Below are 19882 nucleotides of genomic sequence, written 5' to 3'. Positions count from 1 at the left end.
CTCCTCACGGTGTAAGCGCTGGCAGTCGCCGATCTCACGTCCCTGACGTCCGACCGGCAATCTCAGTTGTCCACGCTAACCTACCTGCGACCTCTGGCAACCCCCCACGCCCGGCGTGGGGGGGTTGCCACGGGCCGATCAGCTGTACCAGGTGGGTTCGGGCAGCTCACCGACGAGAAGGTGGCGGCCCACCTCGCGCCGCTTGTAGGCCACCGGGTCGTGCAGCGAGTGAGTGCGGACGTTGCGGAAGAACAGATCCAGCCCCACCGACGAGGCGGTGGCGCGCGCGCCAGTCACCTCGAAGATCCGGGTGGTGATGTCCAGCGCCACGTCGGTCGCCTGGGCTTTGACCGCCGCCACCCGCACCTCGTGCACGCCGCGTTCCTCGGCGGTCACGTCCCAGGCGTTGTCGTGGATGATCTGCTGCTCGGCCGCCACGGCGTCGGCGAGCGCCTCGACCGCCCACAACTTGCTCAGCAGGTCGCCGTAGGTGTCGATCACGTACGGCTCGTCGGTCGCGCGCTCGTGGCCGCCGTGCAGCCAGGGCCGCGTGGTGGATCGGGTGTAGTCCACCGCGGTCTCCAGCGCGCCGCGGGCGATGCCGAGGTAGAAGTTGACGAACACCAACTGGATGATCGGGACGTTGAGGGTGTTGTAGACGCGCGGGGTGAAGACCTTGTCGACGTATCCCGCGGCCGACGCCCAGTCGGTGGTGACGTTGTCGATGGTGACGCTGCCGCTTTGGGTGAGGCGCTGGCCGAGGTTGTCCCAGTCGTCGTGGAAGACGAGTCCGTCGCTGTTGCTCGGGACGATGGCGAAGATGTGCTTGTCGGTGCCCTCCAACACCCCTTCGAGCACGGTGACGTCGGAGATCCCCGATCCGGTGGAGAACGACTTGCGCCCGTTGTAGCTGATGGTGTCGCCGTTGTCGGTGATGACCACGTCGGCATCACGCGGGTTGACCGCCCCGCCGAAGAACCACTTGTTCTGTGTGGCCGCGGTTTCCACCGCCTCGATCTGCTCGCGGGTACCCACCAGGCGCGCCGCCCAGAACCACAGCAGGTGATAACCCAGCAGCTGGCCGATGGAGCCGTCGCCGGTCGCGACCGCGCGGATCACCTGGTAGGCGGTGACCCAGTTCTGTCCGCCGCCGCCGTGCTCCACCGGCCCGAGCAGGGTGACCAGGCCGGATTGTTTGAGCAGGTCGACCTCGGCGTGCGGTGCGGCGCCGGCCCGATCGCGTTCCACCGCATCGGCGGCGAGGATCGCGGCCACCTCGTGGGCGCGTGCGATCCAGCCGGCGGCGTCGGTGGGTGTGGTGGTGGCCCAGTCGGACCGGTCGACGGTGAGTGTGGAATTGAGTGTGGATGTCATGGCGGTCATGTCACCAGGGGTGCGGGGCCGTGTGACCCCTTGGGACCGCGATGGTTTCAACTCTGGGGTCGGCTCACCACGAGTGGTCGGCGCCGCGGGCGGCGTACCAGTCGATCAGCGAGGCGTCGTCGACCGAGCGGGGATCCAGGGACACGTCCGTGCGGCCGGCCAGGATGCCGGTGATCGGCACCTCCAGCTTCTTACCGGTCCGGGTGTGCGGGATACCGGGCGCGAGGATCACCTCGTCGGGCACATGCCGCGGCGACAGCCGCGCCCGGATGTCGGTTCGGATGCGCGACACCAGGTCTGGATCAAGCGTCGCATCGTCGTGTCGGGCGGCGGCGGCGGGGACGAGGGTGACGAACAACGGCATCCAGTAGGCGCCGTCGGGGCCGTCCACCCCGACCACGAACGCCTCGGCGATCTCGTCGATGGCCTCGACCACCTCGTAGATGTCGGCCGACCCCATCCGAATACCGTTGCGGTTCAACGTCGCATCGCTGCGTCCGTGGATGATCACCGAGCCGCGGTCGGTCAGGGTCACCCAGTCGCCGTGGCGCCACACATTGGGCACCACACCACGGCCGGTCCACTCGTGATCGAAGTAGGCACTGCGGTATCGCGTGCCGTCGCCATCGCGCCAGAACGACACCGGCATCGAGGGCATCGGGGTGGTGATGACCATCTCGCCCACCTCGCCGACGAGGTCGCGACCCTGCGGCGACCAGCTGTGCAGGTCGACACCGAGATAGCGCACCGACAACTCGCCGGGCACCACCGGCACGCCCACCGACCCGCCGGCGAACGCGGTCGACACGTCGGTGCCACCGCTGATCGAGGAGACGGTCACCCCGACATGGTCGGTCACCCACTCGAACAGATCGGGGACCAGCGTGGAGCCGGTGCTGCCGACGGTGGTCAACGCGGCGAGGTCACGCGTGGCGCCCGGGGTGAGGCCGGCTTTGCGGGAGGCCTGCAGGTGCCCGGGGCTGGTACCGAAGTAGGTGACCCGCTCGGATTCCACGATCTCCCACAACCGGTCGGCACTCGGGTGCAGCGGATGTCCGCTGTAGCTGACAATTGTTGCGCCACAGAGCAATCCACTGGTGCGGTAGTTCCACATCATCCAGCTCAGCGCGGTGTGCCAGAAGAAGCGGTCCGCGCGCCCCAACCCCGCGTGCAGGGTCATCGACTTGACCAACTCCAGGGTCACCCCGCCGTGGCCGTGCACGATGCCCTTGGGCTTGCCGGTGGTGCCGGAGGAGAACATCACCCACAGCGGATGGTCGAAGGCCACCGCCACCGGCTCCGGGGCCACCGGGGTGGCGACGATGTCGGCCATGGCCAGCACCGTGCGCCCGGCCAGGTCGCCGGAGAAATCCGGCCCGCCGGGCTCGGCGATGGTGATCACCGTGCTCACCGAGTCGATGGCGGCAGCGAGTTCGGTTGCGTCCCCACGCTTGTCCACCCAGGAACCGTTGAACCGATAACCGTTGGCCACCACCAGCACGGTGGGGTCGAGCTGTCCCAGTCGGGCGGCGGCCCCATCGGGGGCGTAGTCGGCACCGCACGCCGACCACAGGGCGCCCAGGCTCGCAGTCGCCAGGAAGGCCGTCACGGCATCGGCGACGTCGGGCAGGTAGGCGACGACCACGTCGCCGGCGCTCACCCCGGCCGCGCGCAGAGCCGCAGCGGTGGCACCGACGCGCCCGGGCAACTCACCCCAGGTGATGACCGTCCGGGTCCCGGTCTCGTCGACGGCGATGATGGCGGGGCGCTGCGGGTCTCGATCACCGTGGTGCGCAGCATGATCGAGGATCAGGTCGACGTAGTTGAGCTCCACCCCCCGAAACCAGCGGGTGCCGGGCATGTCGCGACTGGCCAACACGTCGGTGTCGGCGTCGCCGAGCGGGGTGGCGGCGCGGTTACGGATCCCGGAGTGCTCCCACACCGCACGCCAGAACGCGGCCGGGTCGTCGACCGACCACCGCCAGACACTGTCGTAGTCCGGGCCCACCCCGTCGGGCAGCGACGCCGCGAAGTCGGTGAAGGCCGCCAGCCGGCGGGCGTCGGTCTCGGCTCGCCGATCCACGTCGTTGTTCACAATCCCAGCATCTCCGTCGCTTGTTCCCGCATGGCCACCTTGCGCACCTTACCGGTGACCGTCATCGGGAACTCGTCGACCACGTGCACGTACTTCGGGATCTTGTGCCGCGCGATCTGGCCGGTCGCGAACTCGCGCAACGATTCTGCAGTCAGTTCCGCTGATCCCTCACGCAGGCGCACCCACGCCATCAGCTCCTCGCCGTAGCGTTCGTCGGGCACCCCGATCACCTGGGCGTCGAGGATGTCGGGGTGGGTGTAGAGGAACTCCTCGATCTCGCGCGGATAGATGTTCTCCCCGCCGCGGATGACCATGTCCTTGATGCGCCCGGTGATACAGACGTAGCCCTCGTCGTCGATGACGGCGAGGGCGCCGGTGTGCATCCAACCGTCGTCGTCGAGCACGGCTGCGGTCTTCTCCGGCTCGCCCCAATAGCCGGCCATGACGCTGTATCCCCGGGTGCACAGTTCACCGGTGTCACCGCGACGAACAGTGGCACCGTCGGCGTCGACGACCTTGATCTCCAGGTGTGGACCCACTCGTCCCACGGTGGCGACCCGGCGGTGCAGGGGATCGTCGACCCGGGTCTGGGTGGACACCGGCGAGGTCTCGGTCATCCCGTAGCAGATGGACACCTCGGGCATGTGCATCCGCGAGACCACCTGGCGCATAACGTGTTCCGGGCATGGCGAGCCGGCCATGATCCCGGTCCGCAGGCTGCTCAGGTCGTAGTTCGCAGCGTCGACGCGATCGAGCAGGGCGAGTTCGGCGATGAACATCGTGGGCACCCCGTAGAGGCTGGTGCAGCGTTCGTCACTGACCGCGGCCAGCGTGGCCGCCGGATCGAAAGCGGGTGCGGGGATCACCATCGCGGCCCCACACGAGGTGGCCGCAAGGTTGCCCATCACCATCCCGAAGCAGTGATAGAACGGCACCGGCAGACAGATCCGGTCGGTCTCGGTGTAGCCGAGCAACGACCCCACGACGTAGCCGTTGTTGCCGATGTTGGCGTGGGTGAGGGTGGCACCCTTGGGGAAACCCGTTGTACCCGAGGTGTACTGGATGTTGATCGGGTCGTCGTGGTGCAGACCGGCGGCGATGTCGGCCACCTGCTGCAGTTCCTCGGCGGTCGGCGTCGCGGTCAGCTGCGCCCAGTCGGGGGAATCGAACACGATCACCTCGCGCAGGGCCGGACACGCCGCACGCGCGGTGTCGAGCATCGCGGCGTAGTCGGAGTCCTTGAACGACGGCGCTGCCACCGCCACGCTCGCCCCGGACTGGTTGAGTGCGTACTCCAGCTCGGCTTGCCGGTAGGCGGGGTTGAGGGTGACCAACACGACGCCGATCTCGGCGGTCGCGTACTGCACCAGTACCCACTCGTGGCGGTTGGGCGACCACAGACCCAGTCGGTCACCGGGTCGCAGGCCACCGCGCAGCAGGCCGGCAGCCAGCCCACGCACCGCGGTGTGGAACTCGGCGTAGGTGAGCCGAACGCCCGACGCGCGGTCGACGAGGGCGTCGCGCTGCGGCACCCGGGCGGCGGTGGCGGCCAGTACAGCGCCGATGGTGTCGGTGAGCAGCGGCGGGGAGTCGGGTCCACGGGTGTGCGCGGCAACGGCGGCATCGACGGTTGTCATGACGTCCATCATGACCGCCCCGAGGCGCTTGTGACAGCTGGATCACAGTGCGCGGCAGATGTGCTCCACGTCTCAGCAGACGCTAGGGTTGAGGACACAAATCCACATCGTTTCGCGCCACCCACCACCCCCGGGGGCCCGAACCCAGAGAAGTCCAGGTGACCCCATGACCCTCGCCCCCGATCGACCCGCCTCGAATCGTCAGAGTTCGGAGCCGTTCTCACTCGACGACCGCTACACCCGTACCGACGGCTCGATCTATCTGTCGGGCATCGCCGCGCTGGTCCGCATGGTCGCCGACCGCGCCCGCCTCGATCGGGCCGCCGGGTTGCGCACCGGGTCGTTCATATCCGGGTACGAGGGGTCACCGCTGGCCGGTTACGACCTCGAGATCGCTCGACGGCGACGCCACCTCGACGGTCTCGACGTGGTGCACCGCCCCGCCCTCAACGAGGAACTCGCCGCCACCGCCATCATGGGTTCGCAGGTGGCGGCCCGCGTGGCCCACCTGGCCCCCGACGCCGACGGCCATCCGCGCGACGGTGTGGTCGGTTACTGGTACGGCAAGGCACCCGGACTCGACCGCGCCACCGACGCCCTGCGCCACGCCAACCTCATCGGCACACATCATCGCGGCGGCGCGGTGGCGCTCGTCGGCGACGACCCGGGCGCCAAGAGCTCGACGGTTCCGTGTGCATCGGAGATGTCGCTGGCCGACCTGTATCTGCCCACGCTGTACCCGGCCGAGTCCCAGGACATCCTCGACTTCGGCGTACACGCGGCGCTGATGTCACGGGTGTCGGGACTGTGGACGGCGTTGAAGATCTCCGCGCACGTCGCCGACGGCGCCTCCACCGCGGTCCTCGCCCCCGATCGGATCTCACCGGTCTACGGCGACCTCGGAACCAGCCCACACATCCCGAGCGGAAAACTGTTGGGCGCCAACCTGATGGAGCTCGAACAGAATCAGCTGACCATACGCAAGCCGCGGGCATTGGAATACGCGCGGCTCAACGGCCTCAACCGCATCGTGGTGCGCAGCGGCGACGACCGCATCGGCATCGTCGCCGCGGGCAAGACCTACCTCGATGTTCGCGAGGGGCTGCGGCTGATCGGCATCTCCGATGCCGACCTCAGGGCGCTGGGAATCCGAATCCTCAAGCTGGGCATGGTCTACCCCTTCGAACGCTCCATCCTCGATCAGTTCGTCGACGGTCTCGACGAGGTGATTGTCGTGGAGGAGAAGCGCGACTTCATCGAGACGATGATGCGCGAGATCCTGTTCGACCGGGCCCGGGCGGGAACCATCGGCCGGATCGTGGGCAAAGAACACGAGGACGGCTCCACGTTGTTCTCCCGATTCGGTGAGCTGGACGTAGACGCGGTGACCGTGGGCCTGGCGCAACGACTCTCACGACATCCCGGGATGGACGCGGCCCGCACCTGGCTCGATCGACGCAATCGCCGTCGGGTCCGTATCGATCTCCCGCTGGCCGTGCGCAGCCCGTTCTTCTGCTCCGGATGCCCACACAACAGCGCCACCAAGGTCTCCCCCGACACCCTGGTCGGCGCCGGGATCGGTTGCCATGCAATGGTGTTGCTGATGGACCCAGCGCAGGTCGGCGACATCACCGGAGTCACCCAGATGGGCGGCGAGGGCACCCAGTGGCTGGGGATGGCGCCCTTCGTCGACGAGAAACACTTCGTGCAGAACCTCGGCGACGGGACGTTCATGCATTCGGGCTCGCTGGCGCTGCGCGCGTCGGTGGCCGCCGGATCGAACGTGACCTACAAACTGCTCTACAACGGCACCGTCGCCATGACCGGCGGACAAGACGCGGTGGGTGCACGCGGCCTACCCGAACTGGCCGCGCTGCTGCAGGCCGAAGGGGTGGCGCGCATCGTGATCACCAGCGACGATCCGAAACGAACTGCCGCCCTTGGTCTTCCCAGCGGTGTGCAGGTTCGCCACCGTGACGACACCCTCGCGGTGCAACGTGAGCTGGCCGCGGTCGCCGGCGTCACCGTCCTCATCCACGACCAGCACTGTGCCGCCGAGAAGCGCCGTAAGCGCAAGCGGGGCGACTACCCGGTGGCCACCCAGCGCGTGATGATCAACGAACGCATCTGCGAGGGCTGCGGCGACTGCGGCGAGAAGTCGAGCTGCCTGTCGGTGCATCCGGTGGCCACCGAGTTCGGCCGCAAGACCCGCATCGACCAGAGTTCCTGCAATGTGGATCTGTCGTGCCTCAACGGCGACTGCCCGTCGTTCGTCACCGTCACACCCGGTCAGACGCCTGATCGGACCGGCACCGCTCGTGCGGTGGTGGCCGATCTGGCCGCCGACGCGATACCGGCCCCACGATCGACGGCTCTGTTGCCCAACGGCTTCCGGCTACGTGTCACCGGCATCGGCGGCACCGGTGTGGTGACGGTCAATCAGATCCTGGCCACCGCCGCAGTCATCGACGGTCACGACGCCCGCACCGTCGACATGACCGGCCTGGCTCAGAAGGGCGGGGCGGTGGTCAGCGATCTGAAGGTCACCGCCGGCCCGACCGGGCACCGGGTGGAGCAGGCCGCCAAGATCGCCACTGGCGACTGCGACCTGTACCTGGCCTGCGATCCGCTGGTGGCCACCGACCCGGTGCACCTGAAGGTGGCCACCGCCGACCGCACCGTCGCGGTGGTCTCGACCAGCGAGATCCCGACCGGGGCGATGGTGGTCGACACCTCGGTGGGATTTCCCGCCGCCACCGCCATCCATCAGCGGATCGACGAAAACAGTTCGCGCGCAGTGTATCTGGATCCGGCGCAGCTGAGCACCGCACTGTTCGGTGACGAGCAGTCGGCCAACATGATGATGGTGGGTGCCGCGGTGCAGACGGGGTCGATGCCCATCTCGGTGTCGGCCATCGAACAGGCCATCGAGGTCAACGGGGTGGCCGTGGACGCCAACATCCAGGCGTTCCGACGCGGACGTCAGGTGGTGGCCGACCCGGAGTCGTTGCGGGCTGCGATCGCCGCGCTTCACCCGGCCGACACCACCTGCGAGCCATCGGCCGTCGCGGTCAGCATGGTCGATCGGCTCGGCGGGCTGCCTGAGGAGCTGCGCGATGCCCTCCTGGTGCGCACCGACGAGCTGATCGCCTACCAGGATCAGCGATACGCACGCCGCTACGTCGATGACGTCGCGCGGGTCCTTGACGCCGAGAGAGTATGTGGCACATCGAGTCTGAGTTTGGCTGTGGCCCGTAATCTGTTCAAGCTGATGGCCTACAAAGACGAGTACGAGGTAGCTCGCCTGACGTGCGATCCCGCGTTCTCAGCGCAGGTGGCCGAGCAGTTCGGCGACGACGCGAAGGTCGCGGTGCGGCTGCATCCGCCGACCCTGCGGGCGATGGGCATGCGCAACAAGCTGTCACTGGGCGGCTGGGCGCGCCCGGCGCTCGTGGGCCTGGCGCGGGCGAAGAGGTTGCGGGGCACCCGGTTCGACCCCTTCGGTCGAGCGCAGGTGCGTCGCACCGAACGCGACCTGATCGTCGAATACCGCGGCGTGGTGGACGGGCTGATCGAGGCGCTGGCGTCCGGGGCCATCGATCGTGACCGCCTCGAGGCCGCGGTGGCACTGGCTGAGCTGCCTGACATGGTCCGGGGGTACGAGTCGATCAAGATGGCGAACGTCGAGCGCTATCGTGACGAACTGTCACGGAAGCGAGATGCGTTGGGGGTCTGAGCCCTATCGCACCGGATGGGTGGTGAACACCTGCCCGGTGTCTCGGTGGGTCCAGGTGATCGAGCGGTGACACGAGAAAAGCCTGTCGATGCCTAAGACAACTCTGCCCACGCAAAGACAACGCACCCCGACACGTCAGCCGACGTAGCCACTTCCGTTCCAGCGCAATATCTTCGAGGTGATGGTACCGGCGGCGCAGGCCGGGTTGCAGTCGTTGCTCGACGCCATGATCGGGTACTGACCCGATGCGTCTGGACCCTGCAGCACCGCGTAGTAGTACCGCAATGGCCCCCGGCATAGCCGGTTGCGACCCGGTGACCTTTCTGCCGGTGCACGCGGCAGGGGCGCCCTCGGTCGGTGGGCGGTCAGGCAAACCGCCCAGTACCGCCGGGGTGTCGGATCTCGGGGTGTCAGGGGCGGTTCCGGCGTCGGTCCCAGCAGAGGATGGCTGGGCGGTGTGCCGTAGCGTCGCGGTCATGCCGTCATCTGCGGGACCCGCCCCGGTCGCCACCGGCGTCACCGACGCCGCACTGGCCGGTGTGCGGCGCTGGAACATCGGGTTGACCGTTGTGCACGCCGCCCAAGCAGCGGCCGTGCTGCTGCTGGCCAACGGTTTCGCCATCACCGTCACCTCCACGTTCCCGGTCGGACCGCCCGGTACCGCAACACCTGCGCCGCAGCGTCTGGTCGATGTGGCCATCGGTCCGGCCATCGCGGTGTTCCTCGCGCTGGCCGCCGTCGACCACCTCGTCACCGCGACCGTGGGTCGCAGCGTCTACGACAACGATCTACGCCGCGGGATCAACCGGTTCCGCTGGATCGAGTACTCGCTGAGCGCCTCGATCATGATCGTGATGATCGGCTTCTACTTCGGCGTCACCAACATCGACGCGGTGATCGCCGTGTTCGGCGCGAACGTCGCGATGATCCTGTTCGGTTGGCTTCAGGAACGCGCGAACCCGCCCGGTCGCGATCGCACCACGATGCTGCCCTTCTGGTTCGGGACCATCGCCGGTGCCGTGCCGTGGATCGTCATCGTGGTGAACTTCGTCGGCGCCGGCAGCGGTGTGCCCGGGTTCGTCATCGGCATCTTCGTGTCACTGCTGATCTTCTTTTCCACCTTCGCAGTCAACCAGTGGTTGCAGTACCGCGAGATCGGCCCGTGGCGCAGTTACGCCTTCGGGGAGAAGACCTATCTCGTGCTCAGCCTGGTCTCGAAATCGTTGCTGGCGTGGCAGATCTTCGGTGGTTCGCTCGCGGGCTGAGCCCACCCACCGCCGAGGTGTCGTGCGAGAACTGGCACCAACCGCCGCCCGAGCGCGTCCTTAGTGGCGGTGCCGTGACCAACCGATGACACTTCGCGACACAAACGACATCTGGCGCCCGTAACGTCGAAGACGCAAACATCGTTGCCGGTCCGGGCGGTGGGACGAGGTACGAACGGCCCGTCTGTCCACCGGTAAGCCCCCTGACGTACCGACAGGGGAATACCAACAGCACATCGTTGTTCAAAGTATGTAGTTTTGCTAACCAATTTACCCTTTTCCGATCGTCGAGGTGCCTCATGGAACAGACGTCAACCCTTGCTCGCTGGCGTGCGAAGTTCAGCCAGTTGCCTGGCAACCTTCAGGTCATCACGCTGCAGATGTGGATGCCGCTGCTGTTCGTCACGATGTTCGCGTCGGTGTACCTCGCGGCGTTCCACGCGCCGAAGTTCCAAGACGCGCCGGTCACGATTGTCAACTCTCCGGCGGCGTCGCAGTTCACGGCCCAACTGAGCAAGGCGTCGCCGGGAACCTTCGACTTCCAGTTCGAGACCACCGCCGATGAAGCCGTCGGCAAGGTGCGCGATGGCTCCGCCGCCGCCGCTGTCGAACTCCCCACTGCTCGGGGCGACAAGGCCGAGATCACCATCGCCAGCGGCCACCAGTACCAGGCAGCCCGGCAGCTCAAACTCACCTTCCAGACCGCGTTCGACCGCGCCGGGCAGCCCTACGCGATCACCGACCTCGCACCGCTGCCCAAGAACGACGCCTACGGGATGTCCTCGATGTATCTGATGCTCACCTGGTGTGTGGGCGGCTACATCTCGGCCATGATGGTCGGCATGTTCGGCAACGGACTGCGCCACCGCCTGCGGGTCGCCATCATCGCGTGCATGGCCGTGGTCTCGTCACTGATCGCCATCATCATCGCCGGCCCGATCCTCGGGATCTTCCACGGCGCCGAGGTCTGGAAGCTGATCGGCATCTCCATTCCGTGGGTCTTCACCGTCGGGCTCACGGTGAACGGTCTGGCCTACTTCTTTGGTCGCTTCATAGCCGCGCCCGCCATGGCCATCTTCGTATTCCTGTCGATTCCGTCATCCGGGGCCGCCTACCCGGTGTGGATGATGCCCGGCTTCTTCCAAGACCTGCATCCGTTCGTCGTCGGCGGCGGCATCACCGAGCAGATCAAACAGATCGTCTACGGCGTCGGCCAGCCGATGTGGAAGGGCTGGGTGATGATGGGCTGCTACCTGGCGTTCGCGATCATCGCCTCGGTGGTGGGCAAACGGTGGCGCGAGGCCAAGGACCTCAGTCGAATGCTCAACGGCACGTCGACGATGATGGCTGTCGCCCAGGCGAAGATGAACGCAGACGCCGTGGCTCGACGCGAGGCCACACTCGCCCGATTCGGCCTCGCCGACCCGGCCGACAAGGACCCCAACACTGCCCTGGCCGAAGCCGAAACCGAGTCGGACACTTTGTATCTCGACTCCGAGATGGACGGTCGCCCCGCGTCCGGCCGCTTCGTTCCGCGCCGGTCACCGACGCCGTCGACATCCTCGCGGCCCAGCGCGTCGAGCTCAGCCGCAACCGCGGTGCTCAGCGCGGGCGCACACGAGTGGACGCAGGCCGATCGCACCGACAGCGGCGAGATCCCGGTGGCCGACGAGGACACCCCCGCATCGATGCCGAGCCGACCGATCGTCACCGCCGAGCTCGAGCGCAACGTCGAGCGCATGATCCGTCGTCCCCGGACACACCCCGAGGACTGATCGCACCGCTTCCGACGCGATGCGTCGGCCAGCCGTCCGTGGTCGCTACAGACCACCCGCGTTACCGAGCGCCCCGGAGATCACTCCGGGGCGTTCGACGTCTGCTCGATCGCTACAGGCTCTGGTAGATCTCGCGGGCCAATGCTGCGGTCTCCGACGGGGTCTTGCCCACCTTCACCCCCGCAGCTTCAAGTGCATCCTTCTTGGCCTGCGCGGTGCCTGAGCTGCCGGACACGATGGCGCCGGCGTGGCCCATCGTCTTGCCCTCCGGCGCAGTGAACCCCGCGACGTAGCCGACCACCGGCTTGGAGACGTTGGCCTTGATGTAGTCGGCGGCACGCTCCTCGGCGTCGCCGCCGATCTCACCGATCATCACGATGACCTTGGTGGCCGGGTCAGCCTCGAACGCCGCGATGGCGTCGATGTGGGTGGTACCGATGACCGGGTCGCCGCCGATGCCGATGGCGGTCGAGAAACCGATATCGCGCAGCTCGTACATCATCTGATAGGTCAGCGTGCCCGACTTGGACACCAGCCCGATCGGGCCGGTGCCTGCGATGTTGGCCGGGGTGATGCCCACCAGCGACTCGCCGGGAGTGATGATGCCCGGGCAGTTGGGGCCGATGATCCGGGTCTTCTCACCCTTGGACTTGTTGTAGGCCCAGGCGTACGCGCTGTCCTGTACCGGGATTCCCTCGGTGATGACGACCAGCAGCGGAATCTCGGCGTCGATGGCCTCGATGATGGCGTCCTTGGCGAACTTCGGCGGCACGAACGCGATGGACACGTCGGCGCCGGTCTTCTCGATGGCCTCGGCCACGGTGCCGAACACCGGCAGCTGAACGCCGCCGTCATGCGAGACGGTGGTCCCGGCCTTGCGGGCGTTGACACCACCGACCACCTGGGTGCCGGCTTTGAGCATCAGAGCGGTGTGCTTGGTGCCCTCACCGCCGGTGATGCCCTGGACGATGACCTTGGAGTCCTTGTTGAGAAAAATAGACATGAGTCAGCAGTCCTTTACTTGCTCGCCAGTTCGGCGGCCTTGTCGGCGCCTTCGTCCATGGTGTTAGCCAGCGTCACCAGCGGGTGCGCGGCCTCGGCGAGGATCGCCCGACCCTCGTCGACCTTGTTGCCGTCCAGGCGCACCACCAGCGGCTTGGTCGCACTGTCGCCCAGCACCTTCAGCGCACCTACGATCCCGTTGGCCACCGCGTCACACGCGGTGATGCCACCGAAGACGTTGACGAACACGCTCTTGACCTGGCTGTCGCCCAGGATCACGTCGAGGCCGGCAGCCATCACCTCAGCCGAGGCGCCACCACCGATGTCGAGGAAGTTGGCGGGTTTGACCCCACCGTGGTTCTCGCCTGCGTAGGCGACCACGTCGAGGGTCGACATGACCAGACCCGCACCGTTGCCGATGATGCCCACCTCGCCGTCGAGCTTGACGTAGTTGAGGTCGTTCTCCTTGGCCTTGAGCTCCAGGGGATCGGTGGCGTCACGATCCTCGAACTCTGCGTGCCCGGGCTGACGGAAATCGGCGTTGGCGTCCAGGGACACCTTGCCGTCCAACGCCAGGATCTGATCGTCGGGCGTGCGCACCAGCGGGTTCACCTCGACCAGCAGTGCGTCCTCGGAGATGAACACCTCCCACAGCTTCTGGATGGTCACCGCGGCCGCGTCGAGGACCTCCGCGGGCAGCTTGCCTGCCTCAGCGATGTGACGCGCGAACGCGAGGTCCACACCGGTCACCGCATCGACCGGGATCCGGGCCAACGCGTCGGGGTTCTCCTCGGCGGTCACCTCGATCTCCACGCCACCCTCGACCGAGCACATGGCCAGGTAGGTGCGGTTGGTGCGGTCGAGCAGGAAGGAGATGTAGTACTCCTCGGCGATCTCGCTGGCCTCGGCCACCAACAACTTCTTGACCACGTGGCCCTTGATGTCGAGGCCCAGGATGGCCTCAGCGTTGGCGGTGGCCTCGGCGACGTCCTTCGAATACTTGACGCCACCCGCCTTCCCGCGGCCGCCCACCTTCACCTGGGCCTTGACCATCACCGGCTTGCCGATTTCCTCGGCGATGGCGCTCGCCCCGGCGACCGTGTCGGTGACACGTCCGGCCGAGGTGGGTACCTGGTGCTTGGCGAAGAGTTCCTTCGCCTGGTATTCGAAGAGATCCATTCAGCTCACCATCTCGTAGGTTTGCCTGCGGTGTCTGTGTGCGGTCGCAAGCTCCGGGTCGACCTTATATCTGCAGGATTGACCGTCGAGACGGCCCGACACCCGCGCGAGAGACGTCGCCCGTCCGAGCGATCGCTCCGGAGCTGCGCAGGTTCACTGATCGTCACTTTCTCGTGACCAATTCGACAGTGATGCGAATCACAGAAGTGGCGACATCTCTCCAACCGGTTGCACACACTGCGATCGTTTCGTTACCGTCGTCACCAGCCACAGATCACGGCGTGGCCAACCTCCGATAACGGATGGTTAACCAGAGACTCGGCGGGCTTTCACCACGGCCTGTCAGCGCGTGGCGACATCCGGGGTGTCGCGCCAGATGCGAATCGAAGGGTGCGATCTTGTCGGTACGAGGCAACGCTGTCGGGTCCGGACCGCTGCTCGCCACGCACGATCACGAGACCGACGAGTACCGATCTGAGGTCACCTCGGTCATCACCCGGGAATGGGACGCGCCCAACCCCGAGCGAGACCTCTTCGAGCGCGATCAGCCCGCTCGGGAGCGAACCCGACGTCGCGGCCCGCGGACCGCCGAGGTCACCCAAGACATTCTCATCGCCGAGTGCGAGTTCGACGAGACCGCACATCACCACCCGTTCGCCGTCTCCGGCGCCGTTCTCGACGACTACCGCCGCGACCCCGACGCACTGCTGCCCTCGGTGGCGCCGCGGCCGGTCAAGACCGGCGGGCGCCATCGCATCGCAGCCCCTCCGGGTGCCCTCAAGGGCCGTGCCGCCCTGATCGCCATGGCCGCAGGCGCCGCGGTGGTCGCGGTGACCGGCCAGATCGACACCACCCCGGCCACCGACCAGACGGTCGAGCCCGCCAAGCAGGAGGTCAACCCGGCCGCCGCGGTTGCCCCCACCGACCCGTCGATCAATGGCGACGCAGGCCTGGCCGACAGCCCGGCACCGGCCGACATGTCTGCCTTCACCGGTGGGCTGCAGACCGGCGCCAAGATGGCCGCCGACGCCAAGGCCGCCGACCGCGCCTCACGCATCCCGCTCTTCGCCTCGCCGGTCGCCCTGGGCGAGTACCAGTTCACCTCGTGCTTCTGCAATCGCTGGGGCACCTTCCACGGCGGTATCGACTTCGCCGCCCCACTGGGCACCCCCATCCACGCCGCCACCGACGGCATCGTGAAGGAAGCCGGACCCGCGTCGGGCTACGGCAACTGGGTGCAAATCGAGGCAGCCGACGGCACCGTCACCATGTACGGCCACATGGCCTCCAGCGGGGTGCTGGTCTCCAAGGGCGACCGGGTCACCGCTGGGCAGACCATCGCGCAGGTCGGCAACGAGGGATACTCCACCGGCCCGCACTGCCATTTCGAGGTGTGGAAGAACGGCACCACCAAGATCGACCCGATGCCGTGGCTGGCCCAGCGCGGCGTCCAGGTGTCGGCCTACACCGGCTGACCACCGGCCGTCACTGGTGGTAGTCCACGCTCGCTAGAGCTTGTCGACCGGAAGCCCACCCAGCGACATCAGCGTGATCCGACCGGCACTGCCGAAGTCGAACGTCACCCGCTCGGTGGCACCCGAGCCCTCCTTGGCCACCACCTTGCCCAACCCGTACTTGGCGTGGTTGACCCGATCACCGACGTCGACCGACACCTGCCGGTTGCGGCCACGGGTGGGATCGCTGGAGTACGACGAGCGGCCCCGCATCCCCGATGACGCCTCACCACGGTGTGCCGGACCGGAATCGTCCGAGCGGTACGACCCGCCGCCGAAGAACCCGCCGGAACTGCCGAACGACCGCTCCCGCCGCCGCGGCTCGGTGCGCCGCCAGTCGATGAGGTGCTGTGGAATCTCCTGCAGGAAGCGCGATTCCGGGTTGGACACCGGCTGTCCCCACGCCGAACGCACCATCGAACGCGTGAGGTAGAGGCGCTTGCGCGCACGGGTGATGCCGACGTAGGCCAGCCGACGCTCCTCGCTCAGCTCCGCCGGATCGCCCAACGCCCGCAGGTGAGGGAACTGCCCGTCCTCCCAGCCGGTCACGAAGACCACCGGGAACTCCAGACCCTTGGCGGTGTGCAGCGTCATCATGGTCACCATGCCGGCATCGGAATCGGGTACCTGGTCGGCGTCGGCCACCAGCGACACCCGCTCCAGGAAGGCGGCCAGTGATCCGGGCTCGGGTTCGCCGTCGGCCGGATCGGGGCGGTCGGCCTCATCGATCGACGCGGCCTCGACACTGAACTCCCTTGCCACCGAGATCAATTCGTTGACATTGTCCAGCCGAGCCCCATCCTGCGGGTCCGACGATCCCTCAAGCTCGTCGCGGTAGCCGGATCGAGATGCGATGGCCTCCACCAGATCACCGATGTCGGCGGCGGCCTGCCCGGCGTCGGCGGCGGCGGTGTCGGCATCGGGACCGTCGGCGGCACCGAACGCCACCAGGAAATCGTTGCGCAGCCCCTCGATCAGCTCGACAAAACCGGAGATCTGTTTCACCGCACGGGTGTTGAGCAACGGCACCGCGCCGTCGGCGGCATCGATGAGGGCCTGATAGAAGCTGACCCCGGAGTTCTCCGAGTACACCGCCACGCACGCCTGCGCCCGGTCGCCGATACCACGCTTGGGGGTGTTGACGATGCGGCGCAGGCTCACGGTGTCGTCGGGGTTGGCCACCACCCGCAGGTAGGCCACGATGTCACGCACCTCTTTTCGCTCGTAGAAGCGCACCCCACCCACCACCTTGTAGGCGATGCCGAGCCGGATGAACACGTCTTCCAACGCCCGCGAGCCGGTGTTGGTGCGGTAGAAGACGGCCACGTCGGAGTAGTTGAACTCGCCGGTGTCGGCGAGTGCGTCGATCTCGCCGGCGATGAACGACGCCTCGTCGTGCTCGTTGTCGGCCACGTACCCGACGATCAGGTCACCGTCTCCGGAATCGGTCCACAACTTCTTCTCACGACGGTTGGCGTTGCGCGCGATCACCGCGTTGGCGGCCGACAGGATGGTTTGGGTGGAGCGGTAATTCTGTTCCAGCAGTACGGTTTCGGTGTTGGGGAAGTCCCGCTCGAACTCTTCGATGTTGCGGATGGTGGCGCCCCGGAACGCGTAGATCGACTGATCGGCGTCGCCGACCACGCACAGTTCCGACGGGCTGACCGCGCCCTCACCGGTGCCCACCAACTCACGCACCAGCACGTACTGGGCGTGGTTGGTGTCCTGGTATTCGTCGACCATCACGTGGCGGAACCGACGTCGGTAGTACTCGGCCACCTCCGGATGCGCCTGCAACAGCGTGACGGTCTCGCCGATCAGATCGTCGAAGTCGAAGGCATTGGCTGCGGCCAGCCGACGCTGGTACTGGGTGTAGATGTCGGCGAGGGTGACGACGGTGTCGTCATCACCCTCGGCGGCCTGCACAGCGGCCTGCGCTGGGGTGATCAGCTCGTTCTTCAGGTTGGAGATGTGTACCCCCACCCCACGCGGGCTGAACTTCTTGGGGTCGAGGTCGAGATCACGGATGATCATGGCCAACAAGCGTTTCGAGTCGTCGGCGTCGTAGATGGAGAAGTTGGAGTTGCGGCTGGCGATGAGGGCGGCCTGGGCACGCAGGATGCGCACGCAGGTGGAGTGGAAGGTCGACACCCACATCCGCGATGCCCGCGGGCCGACGAGGCCGATGACCCGCTCGCGCATCTCCGCGGCGGCCTTGTTGGTGAAGGTGATCGCCAGGATCTCCCCAGGCGACACGTCGCGCTCGGCGAGCAGGAACGCGATACGACGGGTGAGCACCGCTGTCTTACCCGACCCGGCACCGGCCACGATCAACAGCGGACCGCCGGAGTGCATGACGGCGGCTCGTTGCTGGGGGTTGAGTCCGTCGAGGAGTTCACGACCGCGGGCGGTCAGGGATTCACCGTCGCGGGCGGTCAGGGATTCACCGTCGCGGGCGGTCAGGGATTCACCGTCGCGGGCGGTCAGGGATTCACCGTCGCGGGCGGTCGGTTCAACAGTGGGTTCGAGGTCGAAAGGCAACGTCATCGTGTATCGACGTTACCCCGACGGTCGGACAGGGTCGGCTCTCCTCACCGGGGGTGGCCGATCGTCGGCCGTCGGTCGTCGGTGCGGTTACGATTCTTCGCGATGCGAACGGGTCGCACACCTGGGCGCGTGACCACGACACGGGGCTGATCGAGGTAGCGAGGACGGCAGATGAAGGACACCTATCGGCGGCCGGTCACGTCGGCGACGATCGCGTCGGTGGCGTTGGTGGTGGTGGCGGTGATCGCACTGCTCCCCAACGGGACCGACGGGTCGGCCCGAGCCACTGCGGCGTTTCAAGCCACCGAGGCCCTTGACCGCGCGGGTGCGGCAATCACGTCGGCGCCCGGGGTGCGCTACACCGGCGCGATCACCGTTCGCACCGATCCCCCAGCCGCCGATCCGTCCGCGCGCATCACCGTCCGGTTGTCGGTGACCGACCTTGTGGTCACGGCATCGGGTGACGTGCGCGGACAACTGGGTGCGCAGAGCTCGGCGCCGGCGGACTATCTGCAGGTCGGTGCAGCCGCGATAGCGCGAGGGCCACAACCGTTCTGGCGCGGCGTGATCACCGATCCGGCCCTCACCGCCACCCCGGACGGCCAGACCTGGGGTGCACCCGATCCCCGCGTGGTGCCCGACCTCGGTGCGCTGCTGCGCCCGGCGAGTCTCATCAGCGGGCTGGCCGGTGTGCGAGCCGGCGCGAGTCCGGCGGCACGCCGCGGCGACGTGACCCCGGATACGCGGCGGGCGGCCACCTCCGACCCCGCGGTGACACGGTCTGGGTCCAACGGCCTGGTCGTCGGTGGCCCGATGGGCCCGTTGCGCGTGGGGCTGGACCGCGATGGCACCCGCATCACCTCGCTCAGCGGTCGGCTCGACGAGCGGATCAGCGTCGAGTTGACGATGCAGACGGTGGGGGTGGACGAGGTGAAGGCTCTCTACCGGGCGGCCACCGAGTCCGCAGGCAACCTGGCCCATGCGGTGGCGCCGTACGCGTCGGTGTCGTTGGCGCGCAGCAGCGCTCGCCCGGTACCGGGTCCGTGCGGTCCGCCCAACTGCGACCTCGAGGTGACGGTGGTGGCCGATGGTCCGGCTGCCCCCGGGCCGTTGACGGTGGTGGCCACCACCACCATCACCGCGGGGCAGGGGCCGCGGCAGGTCGGGCGGCCCTGCGTGCGCAGCATCGCCGCGGCCCGCAACAGCACCACCCGACTGCGGTGCACGGTCACCTTCTTGCCGCCAGGTCCCATCGGATACCGGCCCACATTCGCCGCACAGGTCTTCGCCGACACCGCGCCCGCGGCGATCACCGCCGCCATCACCGCGAATCAGGCGATGTGCACCAGCCCCGCGCCGGGGCGCTACAGCCGCGTGGGGACCAGGGCCGAGTCGGCGGCCAGCGACTACGGAACCCAGATCACCGGGTTGGCCCGCGACTACGGCTTCCGCGTGGGCGAGGTGGTGTTCGACGGTCGCGCCGCCGACGGCGTGTTGCTGGTGACCCGCGGTCCCGGGTACGCCACCCACGTCGAGCGCAGCGGCGCCTTCGATCCCACCTGGCCGGGTACCGCTGCCCTGACCGTGGCGGCCACGGCGTCGGTCGCCGGGGCGAAGGGGGCGCCGCTACGCTGGGTCTTCGCTGAGCCGCCCGCCGCCGATGCATTCGCAAAGCTGTTGGCGGCCAACAAGATCACCGGCATCGACGTCGTGACCGTGCCCGTTCAGGCACCCTGATCCCACCCCGAC

General features: G+C 67.6%; 11 protein-coding genes. 5 read left to right on the top strand and 6 right to left on the bottom strand.

Going from position 1 to position 19882, the window contains the following annotated elements; genetic code table 11:
- Positions 1-138 precede the first annotated feature (138 nt).
- The 3 genes from KIK15_RS07210 to KIK15_RS07200 form a co-directional block, all read right to left on the bottom strand.
- Entirely contained in the window at positions 139-1374 is a 1236-nt protein-coding gene (locus tag KIK15_RS07210; RefSeq protein WP_214243512.1) for an acyl-CoA dehydrogenase family protein, read from the bottom strand.
- Positions 1375-1447: 73 nt separating this feature from the next.
- Positions 1448-3481, bottom strand: coding sequence for an acetoacetate--CoA ligase (locus KIK15_RS07205; protein WP_374222836.1), 2034 nt, complete (start codon positions 3479-3481; stop codon positions 1448-1450).
- Positions 3475-5115, bottom strand: coding sequence for an AMP-binding protein (locus tag KIK15_RS07200; protein ID WP_214243511.1), 1641 nt, complete (start codon positions 5113-5115; stop codon positions 3475-3477). The genes KIK15_RS07205 and KIK15_RS07200 overlap by 7 nt, the downstream gene beginning before the upstream one ends.
- 166 nt (positions 5116-5281) lie before the next feature.
- Between KIK15_RS07200 and KIK15_RS07195 the strand changes: the two genes are divergently transcribed.
- The 3 genes from KIK15_RS07195 to KIK15_RS07185 all read left to right on the top strand — a co-directional run bounded on the left by KIK15_RS07195 (position 5282) and on the right by KIK15_RS07185 (position 11891).
- A complete protein-coding gene (locus KIK15_RS07195) occupies positions 5282-8851 on the top strand; it encodes an indolepyruvate ferredoxin oxidoreductase family protein (RefSeq protein WP_214243510.1) in 3570 nt (1189 codons plus the stop codon).
- 476 nt (positions 8852-9327) lie between these two features.
- Entirely contained in the window at positions 9328-10116 is a 789-nt protein-coding gene (heR, locus tag KIK15_RS07190; RefSeq protein ID WP_214243509.1) for a heliorhodopsin HeR, read from the top strand.
- Between the two features lie 299 nt (positions 10117-10415).
- Positions 10416-11891 carry an ABC transporter permease gene (locus KIK15_RS07185; RefSeq protein WP_214243508.1) on the top strand — a complete coding sequence of 492 codons (1476 nt, stop codon included), beginning with the start codon at positions 10416-10418 and terminating at the stop codon, positions 11889-11891.
- Between the two features lie 112 nt (positions 11892-12003).
- Here KIK15_RS07185 and sucD read toward each other — a convergent pair whose 3' ends face one another.
- Both sucD and sucC read right to left on the bottom strand, forming a co-directional pair.
- Positions 12004-12894, bottom strand: a complete 891-nt coding sequence (gene sucD, locus KIK15_RS07180) for a succinate--CoA ligase subunit alpha (protein WP_214243507.1) — start codon at positions 12892-12894, stop codon at positions 12004-12006.
- Positions 12895-12908: 14 nt separating this feature from the next.
- A complete protein-coding gene (gene sucC, locus KIK15_RS07175) occupies positions 12909-14072 on the bottom strand; it encodes an ADP-forming succinate--CoA ligase subunit beta (protein ID WP_214243506.1) in 1164 nt (387 codons plus the stop codon).
- A 395-nt stretch (positions 14073-14467) separates the two neighbouring features.
- Here sucC and KIK15_RS07170 point away from each other — a divergent pair, with 395 nt between their 5' ends.
- Entirely contained in the window at positions 14468-15547 is a 1080-nt protein-coding gene (locus KIK15_RS07170; protein ID WP_374222835.1) for a M23 family metallopeptidase, read from the top strand.
- A 33-nt stretch (positions 15548-15580) separates the two neighbouring features.
- On the opposite strand, the gene KIK15_RS07165 is transcribed toward KIK15_RS07170, so the two are convergent.
- Complete coding sequence (locus KIK15_RS07165; RefSeq protein ID WP_214243504.1) at positions 15581-18133, bottom strand: UvrD-helicase domain-containing protein; 2553 nt, start codon at positions 18131-18133, stop codon at positions 15581-15583.
- 171 nt (positions 18134-18304) lie between these two features.
- Between KIK15_RS07165 and KIK15_RS07160 the strand changes: the two genes are divergently transcribed.
- Positions 18305-19870, top strand: coding sequence for a hypothetical protein (locus KIK15_RS07160; protein WP_214243503.1), 1566 nt, complete (start codon positions 18305-18307; stop codon positions 19868-19870).
- Positions 19871-19882: the final 12 nt, after the last annotated feature.

Source organism: Williamsia sp. CHRR-6 (genome assembly GCF_018474015.1).
Classification (GTDB): Bacteria; Actinomycetota; Actinomycetes; order Mycobacteriales; family Mycobacteriaceae; genus Williamsia_A.
Note: the sequence above shows the minus strand (reverse complement) of the source record. Positions and strands in the feature narration are given on the sequence as shown.